A 17,552-nucleotide genomic window follows, 5' to 3' on the forward strand; every position below is an offset into this window, starting at 1 on the left:
CGAATAACGATCAAGATAGGCGGTTTCTAAAATCTTCGTAGTTAAATTGGCGAATCAGCTCGAATTCCCCTGTGTTACGAATAATGCCAATTGCTGGGTGCTCGACGCCATTAAAGAATGTTGTTTTCACCATGGTGTAATGGATCATATCTTCAAAAATAACCCGCTCGCCTATCGCTAACTTGTGGTCGAAGCTATAGGTGTCGATAACATCACCTGCTAAACATGAGTTGCCACCTAGTTTATAATCGAAGGCTTTTTCTCCTGGCTCGCCAGCGCCTGTTACAGCAGGGCGATAAGGCATCTCTAATACATCTGGCATATGACCCGTTGCGGAAATATCCAAAATCGCAATTTGTCCTTCATTTTCGACAATATCCACAACTTCGGAAACCAAACTACCGGTTTGCCAAGCTACAGCCGAACCTGGTTCAAGAATTATATGAATATGTGGATGTCGTTGTTTAAACTGCACCAAGGTGTCAATGAGATGCTCAAGGTTATAACCTTGTTTGGTCATCAAGTGACCCCCACCGAGGTTTAACCATTGAATATCAGGTAGCCATTTTGCAAAACGTTTTTCCACTGCTAGCAACGTCCGCTCGGTGGCATAAGAGTCGCATTCACACAAATTGTGTACGTGAAACCCGTCTATGCCAGTTAAGTCTGCACCTTCCAAGTCGGCTACACGAATCCCTAAACGGGAGCCTGGTGCGCTAGGGTCGTACAATTCTGTTTCAGCTTCGCGGTGTTCTGGATTTACCCGTATTCCTGCTGAAATACCTTTAGCCAAAACTTGCTCTTTATAGCGTTGCCACTGAGTTAAACTATTGAATGAAATGTGATTCACTAAATTCAATAATTCATCCATGTCTGCCGGTTTATAAGCCGGCGAGAACGCATGGACTTCTTTACCCATTTCAAACTTGGCAAGCTTGGCTTCCCAAACTGAACTGGCGGTACAACCTTTTAAATATTTACCTACAAGATCAAAGGTTGACCACATAGCAAAACCTTTAAGAGCGAGAATAATATCGACCTCAGCTTCTCGCTGTACTCGTTCCATTATCTGCAAATTGCGTTCGAGTTTAGACTCTTCACACACATAACAAGGAGAGGGAATCGCTGGGTTTAACATTATATCGCTCAAGGTTTTGCTCCCAATTAGCGTTTAAAAGGACTTTGTTCGCACTCAATCACGTGCCAAGGTAGCCCATGTTGATTAAGCATGTCCATGAACGGGTCTGGATCAAATTGTTCCATATTCCAAACACCTTCACCTTTCCAAGTACCGTTTAACATAAGCGCTGCACCAATCATCGCTGGCACACCTGTTGTGTAAGAAACGGCTTGTGCGCCAACCTCTTCAAAACAGGCTGCGTGGTCACAGTTGTTGTAGATAAAGATGGTTTTTTCTTTACCGTCTTTAATACCTGTGATGTATGTGCCTATGCAGGTCATACCGGTATAACCTTCGGCAAGTGAACCTGGGTTTGGCAATACAGCTTTTAAGAATTCAAGAGGCACAATTTTTTGGCCTTGGAAGTCAATTGGCTCAATGCTTGTCATGCCTATACCTTCAAGCACGTTCAAGTGGTTTAAGTAAGCATCACCAAATGTCATCCAGAAACGTGCACGTTTCAAGGTTGGAAAATGTTTTACAATAGATTCCAATTCTTCGTGGAACATTAAATAAGAGGCTCTAACCCCAATATTTTGGTAATCAAGGTCTTCTCTGACACTTAATGGATCTGTTTCTTTCCATTGGCCATTTTCCCAAAAACGTCCTCGTTGAGTTATTTCGCGAATATTGATTTCTGGGTTGAAGTTAGTTGCAAAGGCTTGACCATGGTCGCCGCCATTACAATCGACAATATCCAGATAATGAATTTCATCAAAATAATGTTTAGCAGCGTAAGCGGTATAAACGTTAGTCACACCAGGATCGAAGCCACTACCTAAAAGCGCCATGATGCCTTTATCTTTAAATCGATCTTGATACGCCCACTGCCATGAATACTCAAATTTAGCTTCATCTTTAGGCTCGTAGTTGGCAGTATCTAAGTAGTTTGTTCCGGTAGCAAGACAGGCATCCATAATCGGCAGGTCTTGATAAGGTAGGGCTAGGTTGATAAGCAAATCAGGTTTAACTTTGTTGATCAAAGCTTCAACTTCTGCGGCATTATCAGCATCAACAGCATAAACTGCTTTCACACGGTCTGCGCCCACTTCAGCTTGTAAAGCTTCGCATTTGGACACGGTTCTGCTGGCCAAATAGATTTCATCGAAATGCTCTGGCATACGGGCACATTTTTTTATGGTTACTGCAGCAACGCCGCCAGCACCGATGATCAAAACACGAGACATATTAGCTTCCTTTTATCCAAGCTGAAAATTTTGCGCATGCTAACATTGCTAGCTAAAGACGCAATAGGCGAATGCAAAAATATAGACACTTTATTGATGTAATCCAAGTAGCTTATGCAACCTGTGAGGTATTTTTGTGGTAAATCCGCCACCATTGATATTGGCCGATACAAGCCATCACTAAGAAACATAAATAAAGTACGGATGTTGGATACAAATCTTTCTGCCAATAAACCCAAATGGCAACCACATCAACCACAATCCAAAAACTCCAGTTATACAGCTTTTTATGGGACATCAACCATTGAGCAACTAAACTTACACAGGTGGTAAATGCATCAAAGTAAGGTAGGCTCGCATCGGTATTGTTGGCCATAACCCATCCCCATAACAGCGTTGCAATAATCGCCAATGTCGCGATTTGCAAATAGTATCTTTGGCTTCCATGATCGACAATCACATGACCGCCGTCATCTAAATTTTTAGACCAAATCCAATATCCATATATTTGAAAGCCAACATAGATGAGATGCAGGATCATGTCGGAGTACAGTTTTACATCGTAAAAAATATAACTGTACAAACTAACCTGAATCAGGCCGAAGAAAAAACACCAAATACTGCGTTTTATGATCAGAAAGACGCATAAAAAACCGCTGACAGTCGCTATCCACTCAATCGGTGACGCGCCTGCAAAACCCGCTAGCCATTCAGTCCACTGCATGCTTATTCCTTTTTGTCATAATATTCGCTAGAGCTCGTTTCCCTTGAAGTCCGCCGGTGTGCAGAGCGAGGATTTTACATCCTGCAGGAAAATGGTTGCTCTCTACCAATTGGCGTAATCCCCAAAATAACTTACCTGAATAAATGGGTTCGATTGGGATATTATTATCTTGTTCAAATTGCCCACAAAAAGCGATTAGTTCTGGCGTCTTTTTGGCATAGCCACCAAAGTGAAAATCGGAATTAAGTTGCCAATCTGTCGATGCTTTTTGGCCATTCAATTGTTTCTTACTCTCATTCGGCAAAAACTGGTTCACTAATTCGTGTAAATAGTCATGTCCTTTTAACACACCTATGCCTAACACCCTGGTTTTGCTGTTTTGAGTTGCTTGGATTAACCCTGCCATAGTGCCACCACTGGCAACCGGCGCAACTATCAGATCAAATTCTTGGGTCAATTCTGTAACGATAGACGCAACGCCGCTCAAGGCTTGGTGTTGTGAACCACCTTCTGGAATTATCAATGAATTGGGATGGTTTTGGCGCAGGACTTCAAGGTAAGTATTGTCGGTGCGCTTCGCATAGGTGATTTTGTTGACCCACTCCAATTGTGCACCCCAGCGTTCAAGGTCGTTGAGCATGGGCGTCATATTTTGTGAATAATCCCCTCTGATGACGGCTAACAAAGGGATATTTAACTTTTGGCAGCAAAAACCTAAAGCATGTAAATGATTAGAATGGCCACCTCCAAAACTGATAATTTTTGCTGGTGGTGAATGCGCAGCACTGAACAATGTTTGGCTGAGCTTGCGCCATTTATTACCCGAAATAATTGGGTGGATTAAATCGTCCCGTTTAATCCAAACTTCGACTCCATGATCATTTTTCCAGTTTAACCTAAGCTGCTGTTCTGCAGAGGGGAGCTGGATTCCAAGCTCTTGAGTTAATTTGCTAGCAATCACTGAGGCTATATTCCCTTGCGGTTTACTGGCGATTGAAACGCAATTCTGAGCTATAGGGCGTAAAATGTTGCACTGTCCCTGTTGCAGCTTTGTTTTGTGCTTCAATCCAATATTTTGCAGTCATCAAGTCTGGATGTAATTTTTTAAGGAGATCTTTTAAGTGGCGTTTTCCGACAATGAAATGTTCAAATTGTTCTGGAAAAACATCTTCTGGAGAAACTGACAGTGTGTCCATCGCAAAAGGGTCGTCTGATTTAGGAAGTTCTCTAAACGTACGTTGATTCATCAAACAAATTTCATCGTAATCATAGAAAATCACGCGGCCATGACGGGTAACCCCAAAGTTCTTATGCAACATATCGCCAGGAAATATATTGGCGGCGGCGATTTGTTTAATGCACAATCCCAAATCATTGATAGCATTGTAAATTTTTGTTTCATCGGTTTCAGTTTGCAAAAAAATATTTAAAGGAGTCATCTTACGTTCTATGTAGACGTGTTTGATGATAACTTCGTCTTCCTTAATTTCTATATTTTTACCTGCAACGGCTTGCAACTCTTCTAGTAAAGCCGGCTCCATTCGGTGTTTCGGCAGTCGGAAGTTAACGTATTCATGGGTATCTGCCATGCGTCCTACACGATCTGTGGTTTTGACCAAACGGTAGCATTCTCTGACTTGTTCGCGAGTGACTCTCTTACTCTCTGGAAATTCATCTTTTATAATTTTAAAGACTACTCCGTAAGACGGTAAATGGAACACTGCCATTACTAATCCGCGAATCCCAGGGGCAATGCTAAATTGGTCGTCGCTATTCTCTAAGTGCTGTAGAAAATTGCGATAAAAGACGGTTTTACCGTGTTTATAATGACCAATTGACATATACAGTTCGAAATTCTTTTTGTTAGGCATTAACTCTTGTAGAAAAGCTACTATTTCAGCTGGATACAAGGTATCTGCCATAAAGTAGGCGCGGGCAAAACCAAAGATGACGCTCAAGTCTTTATTACTGGTTAGCAAAGCATCTATCTGAAGTTCATTTTTCTCATTGATCAATAAAGCGATAACGAAGGGAAGGGTTTCATCGGGCATACAAATTCGACCGATCAAATAAGCGGCCTTTCCGCGAAAAAACACCGGCTTTAATATCTCTACCGTATGTACCGAGGCCAGTTGAGCTTTGTCTAACCGTGCTCTAAGTGCTTGATCAAGTTGCTCGATATCACTTTGTTTATTTTCATAGGGAATAGAAAATCGGTACATGGCTAAAATCGCTTCCATCATCGAGCCGACAGTGCCGCTAGTATCAAAGCTATTGACTACTTTATGTTTATCTTGCCCAGGGATATAACACCGACTAGGCAAGACGAACATAATCTCTTCATCAATTTTATTGTGTTTATACAGTCTACCGATCACCGAATTATAAAAGGTTTCGGCCAATTCATATTGGGGATGTTGCTCTAATTGAAGGGCGAAAAGGTTTTTAACTTGATGCCAGAATTGATGGGTCTGTTGGCGTGGGTTAATCAATGCATAAAGCTCAGAAATAGTATCAGCTAAACTTTGTTCATAAATAGATATGCGTTCTTTTACCGCAAGCTGGGTGGCTTGCCATTGAGCTTGCTCGAAACGTTGTTTTGCCCCAGAGGTGATTCTACAAAACCAACGGTAGTTTTTTTCAAAACCATAAAGTATCTGATAGGCCACTTTTTCTTGAATGCTTGGCATAGCTTCTGTCACAGTATAAATTTGATTAAAGTGTTATTGAAACACAAAACTATCTAATAATAAGTAAAAAAGTGAGGTGCTGAACTTTGCTGTGTTAATTTGTGATAATTCAACTATAGGACGCAAATAGTGCAACGGAGTTTTCGTTATTGTTTTATCTGGTGATATTCAACCTGAAATGTAGGCGAAAGTAGCAAAACTCGGCTCCATTGAGTTTATCGAAAACCCGCCGGATAAAAACAAACCTCAAGAGGTGCTTTATACGTGTAGGCGTTACTAAATTGTCTTGGTTATTAAACTTCGATTTATTCTATGATTTTTCCAAACTTTTAAGTAAAGATTTGATTTGGAATACATGCTCGTCAACTTCATCATGCTCTTTTAGCGCGGCTTCGAGTTCATACACATAATCACGATTTAATCCGCTGGGCCCAGATGAATTGAATATTTGTTTTGCAATGTATTCAATACTCGCTTCACCTAAATAGGCTGCATTATCAGGGCTAGCAATGTAAATTAATCCATTTACGATCCGGTTATTTGATAAATGAATAGGGATTTCATGGCGCAGGTAGCCATTTTTCTCGCGATGATCTAAATGTTCAAAAACTTCATGGTTTACTTTAAAGGCCCTACCAAAACATCGCTCCCCTTGAACGGGAGTTAGTGTGAGTACTCTTCCAGGGCTTTCAGGTGTGCCACGGTGATCATGACTTCCTTGCCAAAAACGCCGCGCATATCCATTAATATACGCATATTCACTGGCTATATAATCAAAGTCTACCTTGTATATGAGAGAGCCATAGCCGAATAGCCAGATTTCATCATAGTCAGCTAGATTCTGACGTTGTTTGTTAATTGCTTGGGTATCGAAAGCCATCTAAAAATACTATTCTGTTACTGTAATCTCGAAATTACCCCACACTTTACACCAGATTTTTAGTAAAAGAATCCAATCTAGACCGTACTATTTTTTCTGATTCCAATAGGCGCTAGCGTACAACTTATTTTTATCATACTGACAGTGTTCATTTAGATGAGCCTTTAATTGCCTGACAATGCTAGCCTCTGCTGCGATAAAAATAGCAGTGTCGCGCAGCTCTCTAGGCTGTGATGATAATGCTGATAAAAAGTCCTTAGTTAACTTATCAGGGGTAATAAGCCAGTTAATTTTAATGCCTTCGGGGGCGTCTAACGCCTGTTTATCTGATAATTCAGGTACTTGAATCCATGCCTTGCCTTGCGCGTTCTTAGGCAATTGTTCTAATGTGCCAGCGATAGCGGGCAGGGCGGTTATATCACCAAAGAATAGATGATTAGCGGCATTTAAATCTGGATGTTTTGTGTCTCCCGGCCCTGCAATCCCTAGATAATCACCAGGCTTGGCATTAGCCGCCCAATTGCTGGCTAAACCTTGGTGATCATGGACTGCAAAATCTAATGTTAATTGAGAATTTACGCTATCAAAGTCACGCACAGTATAGGAACGCATCCATTTTTTAAAACCGATATACATACCTAGTTTAGGCATCTTTTGCGGTGAATTGGGATTCGGAAAGATTGCTTTCACATGCGCGCTTTTTTTATCGTTAGGAAAATCTACAAGTTCGTCTCCAGCTAACACGATGCGTCTCATGTGGGGAGACAAATCAATCACCGATTTCACTGTTGTCATACGCATTCTTGGACCCATGGTTTGCTCCTTTATAAATTGATAATTAAATAGATGATTCAGCTAAAAAGCGCTGAAGTTTAGGACGAATCACAAATACCATTAAGCAAGCAAAAGCTAGCCCTACTGGCAGTGCGTATAAGAAGCTTGTGATGATTAGGCTGCTGTACTGAGCGAAAGTCACATAATCATGATTGAGCAATGTTGTGATAACCGCCATTAATGACTCCATTGTGATGGCCATCAAAATCCCGTGTAACAGCTTTTTTTGTATATTCGTAAGAGCTGAAAAAAACTGCTCCACCAATTTGTTCATTGCTAAAAAAATAACGCCACCGGCAGGTAGCATCACTGCAATGGCAAACATAAATGAATTAATCCATGTGACTAAAAAATTTTGTGTTGGCTGAAAATTTGCGTATGTCATAATAGCGGTAATTGAAGCAACTAAAGTGCTGACAATAGTTAAAATCACCAATACATTTTTTAACTTAATTTGCATTTCTATACCTAATAAAATAAAGTTGATAAAGTCTACTATATTGATTTTGGTTGATATTGTCAACTATGTTGTTGGCAATGACATTCAGGTGGAAAACTAATGGAATTAAATGAAGCGCTTTTTAGCCTTTTACATACTGTGCGCAATACTATTATTGAGCAGGTTAAACAATTAGATTCAGACTTATCCCCCATGCATTTGAAGTCATTAAAGGTGATTTCAAAGATTGATGATTGCACGGGACAAAAGTTGGCCACCTTTATGGTCCGCGATAAAGCACAGATAAATCGTTTGATTAAAGAACTAGTGAATCAGGAATTGGTGATCAAAAGCTGTAATGAAAATGATGGTCGTAGTCAAATTTTATCGTTATCTAGCCGCGGTAAAAAATTCATCGACAAATTTAATAAAATCGAAAAACAAGTGTTTGAGACTATGCTCAAAGATATTGAACCTCAAGAAGTCGCGAACTTCATTGAGCTGGCTAAAAAGTTTAAAAGTAACTTGAAATAAATGATATCTAGCCAAGTCCGCATAGAACAAGACGCAGGAATGCAAAGATAATTGCCAGAATGCAAAAGGCCAGCAAATTTGAAGTGACCCCATTAAGTTGGACTCATTTCTAAGCGGCAATCAAGGCCTGATTTCGATATTGTATCGGACTAAGGCCTTTCAAATTAGCAAAGGTGTCGTTAGATTAACTTTTCAAACGACGACGGCTTGCACCTATACCTGCAAGTCTATTTGAGTGTTAGGCAAATGCTCGGCAGTGCGGCATTGTTCGAAGCTGAAGTGCTATTCGGTTACCTAATATAATAATGGATACCATGCCTCCCTAAACCAGCTTCCTTGTTATTAACAAGATTGCCAAACGAATAAAGCAAAGTGATGGTAATCATTTATCAGATTATACATTTATTGTTACCTGCGAACTCGCAGGTAACAATGGCTAGAATGTAAATTCGCGCTTATTTGATGGATTTTGCGATTCTTACTAAAGAAACATCGCAATCGGCATAGTTAGCGACGCCATTAGCGGTAGAACCGATTAATGCTTGAATGCCTTTTTTAGAATGAGTTCCTAGCATAATCAAGTCTGCTTTTCTTTTGATGGCTTCATTGCATATCAATTCATAAGGTTTACCTACCTTAATAATGCGATTCTTTTTAGGAATATTGAAGTCTGCACATAATTCTTCAATTTTTGGCGATATTTTGTCCTTCAATTCTTTCTGGTAATCCTTGGGCAATAACTTGTAAGGTAATACATGCATAACAATTAATTTGCTGCCGTAAAGACCTGCCATCTCAGCTGCTTTGGCTAATACGAGTTTTCCTTCTGTGGATGCTTCGATAGCACATAGGATAGTTTTATACATAATTGCTCCTTATTTGTTATCAATGTGAAGTCTTTCTAGTTCCTTATATTACTCACAATATAACTGTAAATATATGATGTAAATCAATATTAGCTAGTATTTGGGGCAGTGCTTAGAATACAACTAAAATTCGTTCAACGATAAATACCCATTGCTGGAGAAGAGAGCCATAACGCTTCTCATCTGCAGCGGACTGTACAAGGCTAATATGAATGCTGTGATTGTTCCAAATCTGGATTAAATATTAGGGTGGGTTATTTATTTGACCGAATATGGGAGAAAAGCCCTATTCAATCCATTTAATTCTACCTTAGAGTAAATAGATCAGTATAAAACAATAACAAATCTCCCTTTGACGGTTGACATATAGACGTCTATACGGCAAATTGAACCCCATGAAAACAATAATAAGCACCATCGGCATGATTATGATTACCACCTCAAATGAGTTGGTCGCTGGCTAGTGCGTAAAGAAATTTAAAAAAGCCCGCGACTCAAGCGGGCTTTTTGTTATTTACAGCAAAATTATATGCCACATTCACATGGTTGAAGTGCGAAATTAAAATGCGAATCTAAAGCAGCGGAACAGAAGTAAACAGGAGCAATAAATGAAGGTGTTGAAATTTGGTGGCTCTTCAATGGCTGACGCTAAACGGTATTTGTCAGTTAAAGACATCAGCTTAGCGAGCCATGAAGAAAACGGTGCAGCAGTGGTTCTATCAGCTCCCAAAGGGGTGACAAATGCATTGTCGTTGTTGTGTGAACAAGCAAGTGCGGGAAGCGACTTTGGCGAATTGTATGCCAAATTAGAAATGACATTAAATGGTATTGCCAGCGATTTAGCAGCCCAATTGCCTGCTTTTCGTAAAGCTCGTTTGAGCGGCTTTATTGACACGATTTTAGTCGAGTTGAAACAGCATTTAGATGGCATTCAGTTATTGCGTTGTGCTCCAGACCAAATTACCGCCAAAATTTTAAGTATGGGCGAATATGTGAGTGTGAATATTTTCAGTGAAATATTGAACTCCCTTGGCCAGAAAAACCACATTATTGATCCTGTAGATTACATTGTTGCCGAAGGTGAATATTTAGATAGTATCGCCGATGTTGCAGTGAGCAAAGCGCGCTTCTCGGATTTTGTTTACGATAAATCTGAAATCTTGATTATGCCAGGTTTTGTAGCGGTAAACGCCGAAGGCGAGAAAGTGACACTTGGACGCAATGGTTCAGACTATTCCGCCGCCATTCTTGCGGCCTGCTTAGACGCGGAATGTTGTGAAATATGGACCGATGTTGATGGGGTTTACAATGCGGATCCTAATCAAGTAGATGGTGCCGTGTTACTAGACAAACTAACCTATCAAGAAGCCATGGAGTTGTCTTACTTTGGCGCAAAAGTTTTGCATCCAAAAACCATTGGTCCTATTGCTCAACATCACATTCCTTGTTTAATTCGTAACACCTTAAACCCTGCTGCTCCTGGGACATTAATTGGTAAAGAGTCCAGTGAAATTTGGACAAGCGTCAAAGGTATTTCTCATCTTGATGATATGACAATGTTCAATGTCGCCGGCCCCGGTATGAAAGGCATGGTTGGTATGGCTAGTCGTGTTTTTGAAGTAATGTCTAACGCGAATATTTCCATCAGCCTGATTACCCAGTCTTCGTCCGAGTACAGCATTAGCTTCTGTATTCACAGTAAAGACGCTGAAAAGGCGCAAAATTTATTGGAAGATGCTTTTGCATTGGAACTGGCGAATAATTTGTTGGATCCAATTGAAGTAAGACATGAACTTGCGATTGTTACCCTTGTGGGTGACGGCATGCGCCATTCTAAAGGTTTAGCAGCTAAGTTTTTCAGTTCATTGGCTCAGGCTAGAGTGAACAATGTCGCTATTGCTCAAGGCTCTTCTGAGCGATCAATCTCCACAGTAATTGAAAAAAATCGAGCTAAAGAGGCAGTGAAAGTTGTGCATCAGAATTTTTTCTCAAATTCCCACTCCATTGATATTTTCCTTGTGGGGTGCGGCAATGTAGGAAAAGAGTTATTGCAGCAAATGGCCCGTCAACAACAACCCTTGTTTGAACGCGGAATTAGTTTAAAAGTGTACGGTATCGCCAATAGTCGCAAGTTACTATTGCAAGCTGGCGGTATTGATTTACACAGTAGTTGGCAAGCTCAACTAGATAGTGCAGACAAGTCACTGTCTATTGAAAATTTAAGTGACTTTGTACAACAAAATAGCTTAATTAACCCTGTGATTATCGACTGTACTAGCAATGAACACATTGCCGGTCAGTACGCAGATTTCATGTCTGCCGGTTTCCACGTGGTCACTCCCAACAAAAAAGCCAATACCCGTGACATCGCTTACTATAAAAAGCTACGTTCTATGGCGCAGGAAACCAACCGCCAGTTTTTATATGAAACCACTGTAGGTGCTGGACTACCGGTCATCGACAATTTGCAAAAACTAATTTATGCAGGTGATGAATTAAAACGCTTTGAAGGTATCCTTTCTGGTTCATTGTCGTTCGTGTTTGGAAAGTTAGATGAAGGCCACAGCCTTTCGGAGGCAACCCAAATTGCTAAGCAGAATGGCTTTACTGAACCTGACCCTCGTGATGATTTGTCGGGTATGGATGTTGCCAGAAAACTATTGATCATGGCCCGTGAAGCAGATTTAGAATTAGAGTTAACGGATATTGAAATTGAATCAGTATTACCAGACAGCTTTGATGCCAGCGGTACTATTGATGAGTTTATGGCAAACTTGCCTAGTTTGGATGGGCATTATCAAAAATTGGTTGAAGATGCTAAAGCACAAGGGCAAGTTTTACGTTATGTGGGCTCAATTGAAAAAGGTCAGTGCAAGGTTGCATTAAAAGCCGTTGATAGCACCCACCCGTTGTATTCGATTAAAGAAGGTGAAAATGCCCTTGCCATACATAGTCATTATTATCAGCCTATTCCTTATGTAATTCGCGGATATGGCGCTGGTGCTACCGTGACTGCAGCAGGGGTTTTTGCTGATGTATTGCGCACCATGCCATGGAAACAGGATATCTAATCGATGAATAAAAGCATTACAGCTTACGCGCCAGCATCTATTGGCAATGTTAGTCTTGGTTTTGACTTGCTCGGGGCGGCATTAACCCCTATTGATGGCAGTCTATTGGGTGATCAGGTAGACGTAAGCTCTGCTGATACGTTTAGTTTAAAAGTAGAAGGGCGTTTTGCAGATAAATTACCTGCAGACCCCAAATCAAATATTGTTTTTGACTGCTACACTTTATTCACTGAAAAATTGCGTGAACGTGGTTTACCGACTGCCGAAGTGGCAATGGTACTGCGTAAGAATCTACCCATTGGTAGTGGTTTAGGTTCAAGTGCTAGTTCGATAGTGGCGGCGCTACACGGCCTAAATCAATTTTTTGATGAACCCTTTGATGCAAACGAGTTATTATTGTTGATGGGTGAGTTGGAAGGCCAAATCAGCGGCAGCGTACATTACGACAATGTAGCACCATGTTTTGTCGGTGGATTAACCTTGATGAACAGTCAATCCGATCAAATTGCCTTGTCTTTACCGGTATTTGAAAACTGGTATTGGGTGGTCTGTTATTCAGGGATCAGTGTTTCGACCGCCGCAGCGCGAGATATTTTGCCTAAGCAAATTGCCATGGCCGAAACTATCACCTTTGGTCAGCAACTAGCTGTATTTGTAGACGCAAGCTATCGAAAAGATGAAGCGCTGGCAGCAGCGGTAATGAAAGATGTTTTAGCAGAACCTTATCGTAAGTCTTTACTGCCGAAGTTCGATGAAAGCAGAGATTTTGTAATGAGCAATGGAGGCTTAGCCTTCGGTATTTCAGGTTCAGGCCCAACTGTATTTGCAGTTTGTAATAATTTAGAGCAAGCACAAGGTATTCAACATTGGTTATCTGAAAACTATATTCAGAATGACACTGGTTTTAGTCATATTTGCCAGATTGATACGCAAGGTGCGGTTGTCTCATAAACCAGCCCTAAGATGCTGGTAAACCGATAAAATGAAGGTAGTAATCAAGTGGAATTGTTTAATTTAAAAGATGACAGCGACAAAGTAAGTTTCGCTGAAGCGGTAAAAAAAGGGTTAGGTAAAAACCAAGGACTTTACTTTCCAAAGGTTTTTCCTAAATTCGAAAATATCCAAGCAATCTTGGATATGCCATTCGTTCCCCGTTCAGTGGAAATATTGTCACAATTGATTGGCGATGAGCTTCCCAAACACGAAATTCAAAGCATTGTAGAGAAAGCTTTTTACTTTGAAGCGCCGTTGGCAAAAGTAACCGACGGTATCTATAGCCTCGAATTGTTCCATGGTCCGACACTAGCGTTTAAAGATTTTGGTGGCCGCTTTATGGCCCAAGTGCTGTCTGTGATTGCAAAAGGTGAACCTATTACTATCCTTACTGCTACCTCAGGTGATACCGGAGCTGCTGTGGCACATGCCTTTCATGGTTTAGATAATATTAATGTCGTGATTTTGTACCCTAAAGGCAAAATTAGCCTATTGCAGGAAAAACTATTCACGACACTGGGTGATAATATTCACACAGTTGCAATCGAAGATGATTTTGATGCTTGTCAGCAGTTGGTGAAAACATCATTTGATGATTTAGATGTACGCCAAGGTTTGCACTTAAATTCGGCAAACTCAATCAACATTAGCCGCTTGCTTGCGCAAGTTTGTTACTACTTTGAAGCCATTTCGCAGTTGTCAGAAGAAGAACGTGAAAACGTGGTAATTTCTGTGCCAAGCGGTAATTTTGGTAATTTAACCGCTGGTATGATTGCTAAAGTGATGGGGCTTCCAATTAAACGCTTTATTGCCGCGACCAATTCTAATGATACTGTTCCTCGTTATCTTAAAACGGGAGAATGGGATCCGAAAGCTACCGTAGCCACATTATCAAATGCAATGGATGTTAGTCAGCCTAATAACTGGCCAAGAATCGAAGCCTTAATTGAACGTGGTTTAATCGACAAAGAAATGTTGCAAGGCGATGCGGTTGATGAAGATTACACTCAAGTAGCGATGAAACAGTTGGCGCAACTTGGTTATGTGAGTGAGCCTCATGCCGCGATAGCATACAAATCGTTAACTCGTTTTATCGAGCCAGGTGAGACCGGTATATTCTTAGGGACTGCCCACCCAGCGAAATTCAGAGAAAGTGTAGAGAATGTGCTAGGGCAACCTATTAGCTTGCCACTGCCATTGGCAGAATGTGCTGGTAAAGAAAGCTTCTCGGTAGAGCTGGCTAACGATTACGAGCAACTCAAGGCGCATTTGTTTAAAACATTGCAAGCGTAAATGCTTACTTGGGATGAAATAATTAAGGCTGAAAAAAAACAGCCTTACTTTCAACAGATGCAACAATTTATTGCGGCTGAACGTAAGGCGGGTAAAATCATTTACCCGCCTGCTGAGAATGTTTTCAGCGCATTCAATATTACCCCTTTTGCGGATGTTAAAGTCGTTATATTAGGTCAAGATCCCTATCATGGTCCTGGACAAGCACATGGCCTAAGTTTTTCCGTAGAATCAACCCTTAAAATCCCGCCGTCATTAAAGAATATTTACAAAGAGTTAGCGCAAGATATTGAAGGTTTTAGAATCCCAACCCATGGCAACTTGAAACAATGGGCACAGCAGGGTGTGTTACTGCTTAATACGGTATTAACGGTAGAGCAGGGCAAAGCCCACTCTCACGCAAAAATCGGCTGGGAGATCTTCACTGATAAAGTGATAAAACAACTGAATCAGAATCGGCAAGGCTTAGTGTTCTTATTGTGGGGAAGTCATGCACAAAAAAAAGGTCTGCTAGTTGAGCATGATCGTCAGCATGTTCTTAGTGCACCTCATCCATCGCCTTTGTCAGCACATAGGGGCTTCTTAGGATGCAAACACTTCTCCCAAGTGAATCAAATTCTGATACGCCAAGGCCACTCACCAATAAATTGGCAAATTGGTTAGATATCTATAGCTGCAAAAGAAAAGCCCCAACAATGTGGGGCTTTCGTTTATAAATTATAGGTTAGCTAATTCAGCTTCTAACGACATATCCATATCTTCGAGCTCTTTTCTTAGTTTATAGCGATCTTGAATCGCTTCTATTTCTCTCCACTTACGCTTTTTGCTTTTAGTTTTAGAAGGGCGGGATTCGGTGTCAATCATTGACAATAATTCTTTTGTATCCACTTTACGTCTCCATTTATTGTTTTTGGCGCAAATAAGGCTAGACAGTCAACTAGCATTTCCTACTCTAGTTTTCCTGTCCGAGTAATTATTTACCACAGGCGCTATAAAAATAAAACTATTACTTTTAGTTTTTGTTAATAAAACATGAATATTTGATGACAAAAAAGTGGAAGTTGCTGGTAAAGTGAGCGAATTGCAGTGTTTATGTTTAAAAATAGAACTCGTGTTAATAGCGGTTTGCTGCCTTTCATTGATGATAAATGGCGAGCAGCAAACCGTATTTTCAACAGGGTTGGCGATTAACTTTTATTGGCAGCCCTAAACGCAGAAATTAATTGATTTGTTGAACTATCAAAATCCAAACTGGCGTCGCTATTAACCAGTTTATCTAAAACTTGGTTACCCAGCACTTTTCCAAGCTCAACACCCCATTGGTCAAATGAGTTCACACCCCAAATCGCTCCTTGCACAAATACTTTGTGTTCATACATACACACTAGAGCACCAAGGGTCTTGGGATCTAGTTGGTCAAACAACAAAGTATTGCTCGGTTTGTTACCAGGCATAGTTTTATGGGTGGCTAATGACTGACGGGTTTGTTCATCTAAATTTGCACTTTCTAAATCGGCATAACACTCTTCATATGTTTTGCCTTGCATCAGAGCTTGGGTTTGACCAAAACAATTTGAAGCCAACATAGCGTGATGAGTGTCATCTTGATTATGTACGTTTAAAGGAAACATAAAATCAGCAGGGATAAGCACTTTCCCTTGATGAATTAATTGATGGAACGAGTGCTGGCCATTGGTTCCCTCGCTGCCCCAAATGACAGGTCCTGTGGCATAATCGATTTGCTCATTCAAACCTGCCACACATTTACCATTACTTTCCATATCCAATTGTTGAACGTAAGCTGGGAAACCACGTAAATAGTGATAGTAAGGCAGCAAAACATGACTTTGAGCGCCGTGGAAGTTGGTATACCAAATTCCAAGCAAGCCTAATAATATTGGTAGGTTTTGTTCTGGAGGAGCTTCTTTGAAGTGGCAATCCATCTCGTAAGCACCCTCAAGTAACTCACGATAATTTTGGTAGCCGATGGTTAACGCAATCGGTAAACCTATGGCTGACCAAAGTGAATAGCGGCCACCAACCCAATCCCACATCGGAAATATGTTATTTTCGTCCATCCCAAAATCTACAGCAGCCTTGACGTTAGATGAGACTGCTACAAAGTGCTTAGCAATATCGCTCTGACTGCCGCCTTGGTCAAGGAACCATTGTTTAGCCGTTAGGGTATTTTGCAATGTCTCTTGGGTCGTAAAGGATTTAGAGGACATCACAATCAAGGTGTCAGTATGATCAAGCTCAGACAACACATCTTGAATATGACAGCCATCCACATTGGCAACGTAATGTACCGAAATACCTTTATGCCAATAAGGCTTCAAGGCCTCAGACATGATTTTAGGGCCTAAAAATGAACCACCAATACCTATAGCAACAATATGTTTAATTGTTTTACCTGTATAGCCTAGGTGCGCACCAGAGTGGATTGAATGGACAAAGTCTTTAATCTTTTCTTGTGTTGCTAGAACTTCTGGCATTACATCTTCGCCATCGACTAAAACTGCTTCACCGGAAAAGTTTCTCAAAGCCGTATGCAGCACAGCTCTTTTTTCAGTATGGTTAACAATCTTGCCTTCGAACATGGCGTCGCGCTTGGCCGTCACTTGTTGACTTTCAGCTAAACTAAACAATGCTTCAAGTATTTCTTGGTTTATTAAGTTTTTAGAATAATCTAGCTTGATGCCACAGCCTTCAAGGTAGTATTTAGCCGCTCTGGAGTGATCAGCATCGAACCAATCACGCATGTGTTGACCAGCTATTGAGCTAGCCAAATTCTCAAGGGTTTTCCATTGTTCACTTTGATTTACTAAAGACATTTATCAATTCTCTTTTATATCGGCGAT

At 40.7% G+C, this 17,552-nt stretch carries 16 protein-coding genes; 5 read left to right on the top strand and 11 right to left on the bottom strand.

All coding sequences use genetic code 11. The features are described from left to right. Positions 1-10: 10 nt before the first annotated feature. The 8 genes from nspC to VUI23_RS04255 form a co-directional block, all read right to left on the bottom strand. Entirely contained in the window at positions 11-1,150 is a 1,140-nt protein-coding gene (gene nspC, locus VUI23_RS04220; protein ID WP_342806976.1) for a carboxynorspermidine decarboxylase, read from the bottom strand. Positions 1,151-1,164: 14 nt separating this feature from the next. After that, positions 1,165-2,367, bottom strand: coding sequence for a saccharopine dehydrogenase family protein (locus VUI23_RS04225; RefSeq protein WP_216046907.1), 1,203 nt, complete (start codon positions 2,365-2,367; stop codon positions 1,165-1,167). 112 nt (positions 2,368-2,479) lie between these two features. Beyond that, complete coding sequence (pnuC, locus tag VUI23_RS04230; RefSeq protein ID WP_216046906.1) at positions 2,480-3,091, bottom strand: nicotinamide riboside transporter PnuC; 612 nt, start codon at positions 3,089-3,091, stop codon at positions 2,480-2,482. Further along, entirely contained in the window at positions 3,078-4,052 is a 975-nt protein-coding gene (locus tag VUI23_RS04235; protein WP_342806978.1) for a pyridoxal-phosphate dependent enzyme, read from the bottom strand. Before VUI23_RS04235 ends, pnuC begins: the two co-directional genes overlap by 14 nt. Positions 4,053-4,074: 22 nt before the next feature. Then, complete coding sequence (aceK, locus tag VUI23_RS04240) at positions 4,075-5,781, bottom strand: bifunctional isocitrate dehydrogenase kinase/phosphatase (protein ID WP_342806980.1); 1,707 nt, start codon at positions 5,779-5,781, stop codon at positions 4,075-4,077. 310 nt (positions 5,782-6,091) lie between these two features. Beyond that, entirely contained in the window at positions 6,092-6,661 is a 570-nt protein-coding gene (locus VUI23_RS04245) for a gamma-glutamylcyclotransferase (protein WP_216046903.1), read from the bottom strand. Positions 6,662-6,748: 87 nt separating this feature from the next. Then, positions 6,749-7,474: a siderophore-interacting protein gene (locus VUI23_RS04250; RefSeq protein WP_342806982.1), complete on the bottom strand. Its 726-nt coding sequence runs from the start codon at positions 7,472-7,474 to the stop codon at positions 6,749-6,751. 25 nt (positions 7,475-7,499) lie between these two features. Beyond that, on the bottom strand, positions 7,500-7,955 hold the full coding sequence (locus VUI23_RS04255) for a hypothetical protein (RefSeq protein WP_342806984.1): 456 nt from the start codon (positions 7,953-7,955) through the stop codon (positions 7,500-7,502). A 99-nt stretch (positions 7,956-8,054) separates the two neighbouring features. Between VUI23_RS04255 and VUI23_RS04260 the strand changes: the two genes are divergently transcribed. Further along, complete coding sequence (locus VUI23_RS04260; protein WP_216046900.1) at positions 8,055-8,468, top strand: MarR family transcriptional regulator; 414 nt, start codon at positions 8,055-8,057, stop codon at positions 8,466-8,468. A gap of 455 nt (positions 8,469-8,923) precedes the next feature. Here the strand turns inward: VUI23_RS04260 and VUI23_RS04265 are convergent, their stop codons facing one another. Continuing rightward, entirely contained in the window at positions 8,924-9,334 is a 411-nt protein-coding gene (locus VUI23_RS04265; protein ID WP_216046899.1) for a universal stress protein, read from the bottom strand. A 608-nt stretch (positions 9,335-9,942) separates the two neighbouring features. On the opposite strand from VUI23_RS04265, the gene thrA reads away from it, so the two are divergent. Genes thrA through ung form a run of 4 tightly spaced genes read left to right on the top strand, consistent with a single transcriptional unit; the run spans position 9,943 to position 15,354 of the window. Next, positions 9,943-12,405: a bifunctional aspartate kinase/homoserine dehydrogenase I gene (gene thrA / locus VUI23_RS04270; protein WP_216046898.1), complete on the top strand. Its 2,463-nt coding sequence runs from the start codon at positions 9,943-9,945 to the stop codon at positions 12,403-12,405. A gap of 3 nt (positions 12,406-12,408) precedes the next feature. Then, positions 12,409-13,356 (top strand): homoserine kinase, encoded by a 948-nt coding sequence (thrB, locus tag VUI23_RS04275; RefSeq protein ID WP_342806986.1) that lies wholly within the window; start codon positions 12,409-12,411, stop codon positions 13,354-13,356. Positions 13,357-13,404: 48 nt separating this feature from the next. Further along, a complete protein-coding gene (gene thrC / locus VUI23_RS04280) occupies positions 13,405-14,691 on the top strand; it encodes a threonine synthase (protein WP_342806988.1) in 1,287 nt (428 codons plus the stop codon). Further along, the gene (ung, locus tag VUI23_RS04285; protein ID WP_216046895.1) at positions 14,692-15,354 is read left to right on the top strand and encodes a uracil-DNA glycosylase; all 663 of its coding nucleotides are present in this window, start codon (positions 14,692-14,694) and stop codon (positions 15,352-15,354) included. Between the two features lie 54 nt (positions 15,355-15,408). On the opposite strand, the gene VUI23_RS04290 is transcribed toward ung, so the two are convergent. Both VUI23_RS04290 and pgi read right to left on the bottom strand, forming a co-directional pair. Further along, on the bottom strand, positions 15,409-15,579 hold the full coding sequence (locus VUI23_RS04290) for a DUF3545 family protein (RefSeq protein WP_216046894.1): 171 nt from the start codon (positions 15,577-15,579) through the stop codon (positions 15,409-15,411). A 299-nt stretch (positions 15,580-15,878) separates the two neighbouring features. Further along, positions 15,879-17,525, bottom strand: coding sequence for a glucose-6-phosphate isomerase (gene pgi, locus VUI23_RS04295; protein ID WP_342806990.1), 1,647 nt, complete (start codon positions 17,523-17,525; stop codon positions 15,879-15,881). Positions 17,526-17,552 lie beyond the last annotated feature (27 nt).

Origin of the sequence: Alteromonas sp. M12 (genome assembly GCF_037478005.1) — a bacterium.
GTDB lineage: Bacteria > Pseudomonadota > Gammaproteobacteria > Enterobacterales > Alteromonadaceae > Aliiglaciecola > Aliiglaciecola lipolytica_A.

Excerpts from the sequence above, each read along its gene's own strand:
- ung (WP_216046895.1), top strand. The coding sequence starts at position 14,692 with ATGCTTACTTGGGATGAAATAATTAAGGCTGAAAAAAAACAGCCTTAC.
- VUI23_RS04260 (WP_216046900.1), top strand. The coding sequence starts at position 8,055 with ATGGAATTAAATGAAGCGCTTTTTAGCCTTTTACATACTGTGCGCAAT.
- aceK (WP_342806980.1), bottom strand. The coding sequence starts at position 5,781 with ATGCCAAGCATTCAAGAAAAAGTGGCCTATCAGATACTTTATGGTTTT.
- VUI23_RS04245 (WP_216046903.1), bottom strand. The coding sequence starts at position 6,661 with ATGGCTTTCGATACCCAAGCAATTAACAAACAACGTCAGAATCTAGCT.
- VUI23_RS04250 (WP_342806982.1), bottom strand. The coding sequence starts at position 7,474 with ATGGGTCCAAGAATGCGTATGACAACAGTGAAATCGGTGATTGATTTG.
- VUI23_RS04255 (WP_342806984.1), bottom strand. The coding sequence starts at position 7,955 with ATGCAAATTAAGTTAAAAAATGTATTGGTGATTTTAACTATTGTCAGC.
- thrB (WP_342806986.1), top strand. The coding sequence starts at position 12,409 with ATGAATAAAAGCATTACAGCTTACGCGCCAGCATCTATTGGCAATGTT.
- VUI23_RS04265 (WP_216046899.1), bottom strand. The coding sequence starts at position 9,334 with ATGTATAAAACTATCCTATGTGCTATCGAAGCATCCACAGAAGGAAAA.
- pgi (WP_342806990.1), bottom strand. The coding sequence starts at position 17,525 with ATGTCTTTAGTAAATCAAAGTGAACAATGGAAAACCCTTGAGAATTTG.
- thrA (WP_216046898.1), top strand. The coding sequence starts at position 9,943 with ATGAAGGTGTTGAAATTTGGTGGCTCTTCAATGGCTGACGCTAAACGG.
- VUI23_RS04225 (WP_216046907.1), bottom strand. The coding sequence starts at position 2,367 with ATGTCTCGTGTTTTGATCATCGGTGCTGGCGGCGTTGCTGCAGTAACC.
- pnuC (WP_216046906.1), bottom strand. The coding sequence starts at position 3,091 with ATGCAGTGGACTGAATGGCTAGCGGGTTTTGCAGGCGCGTCACCGATT.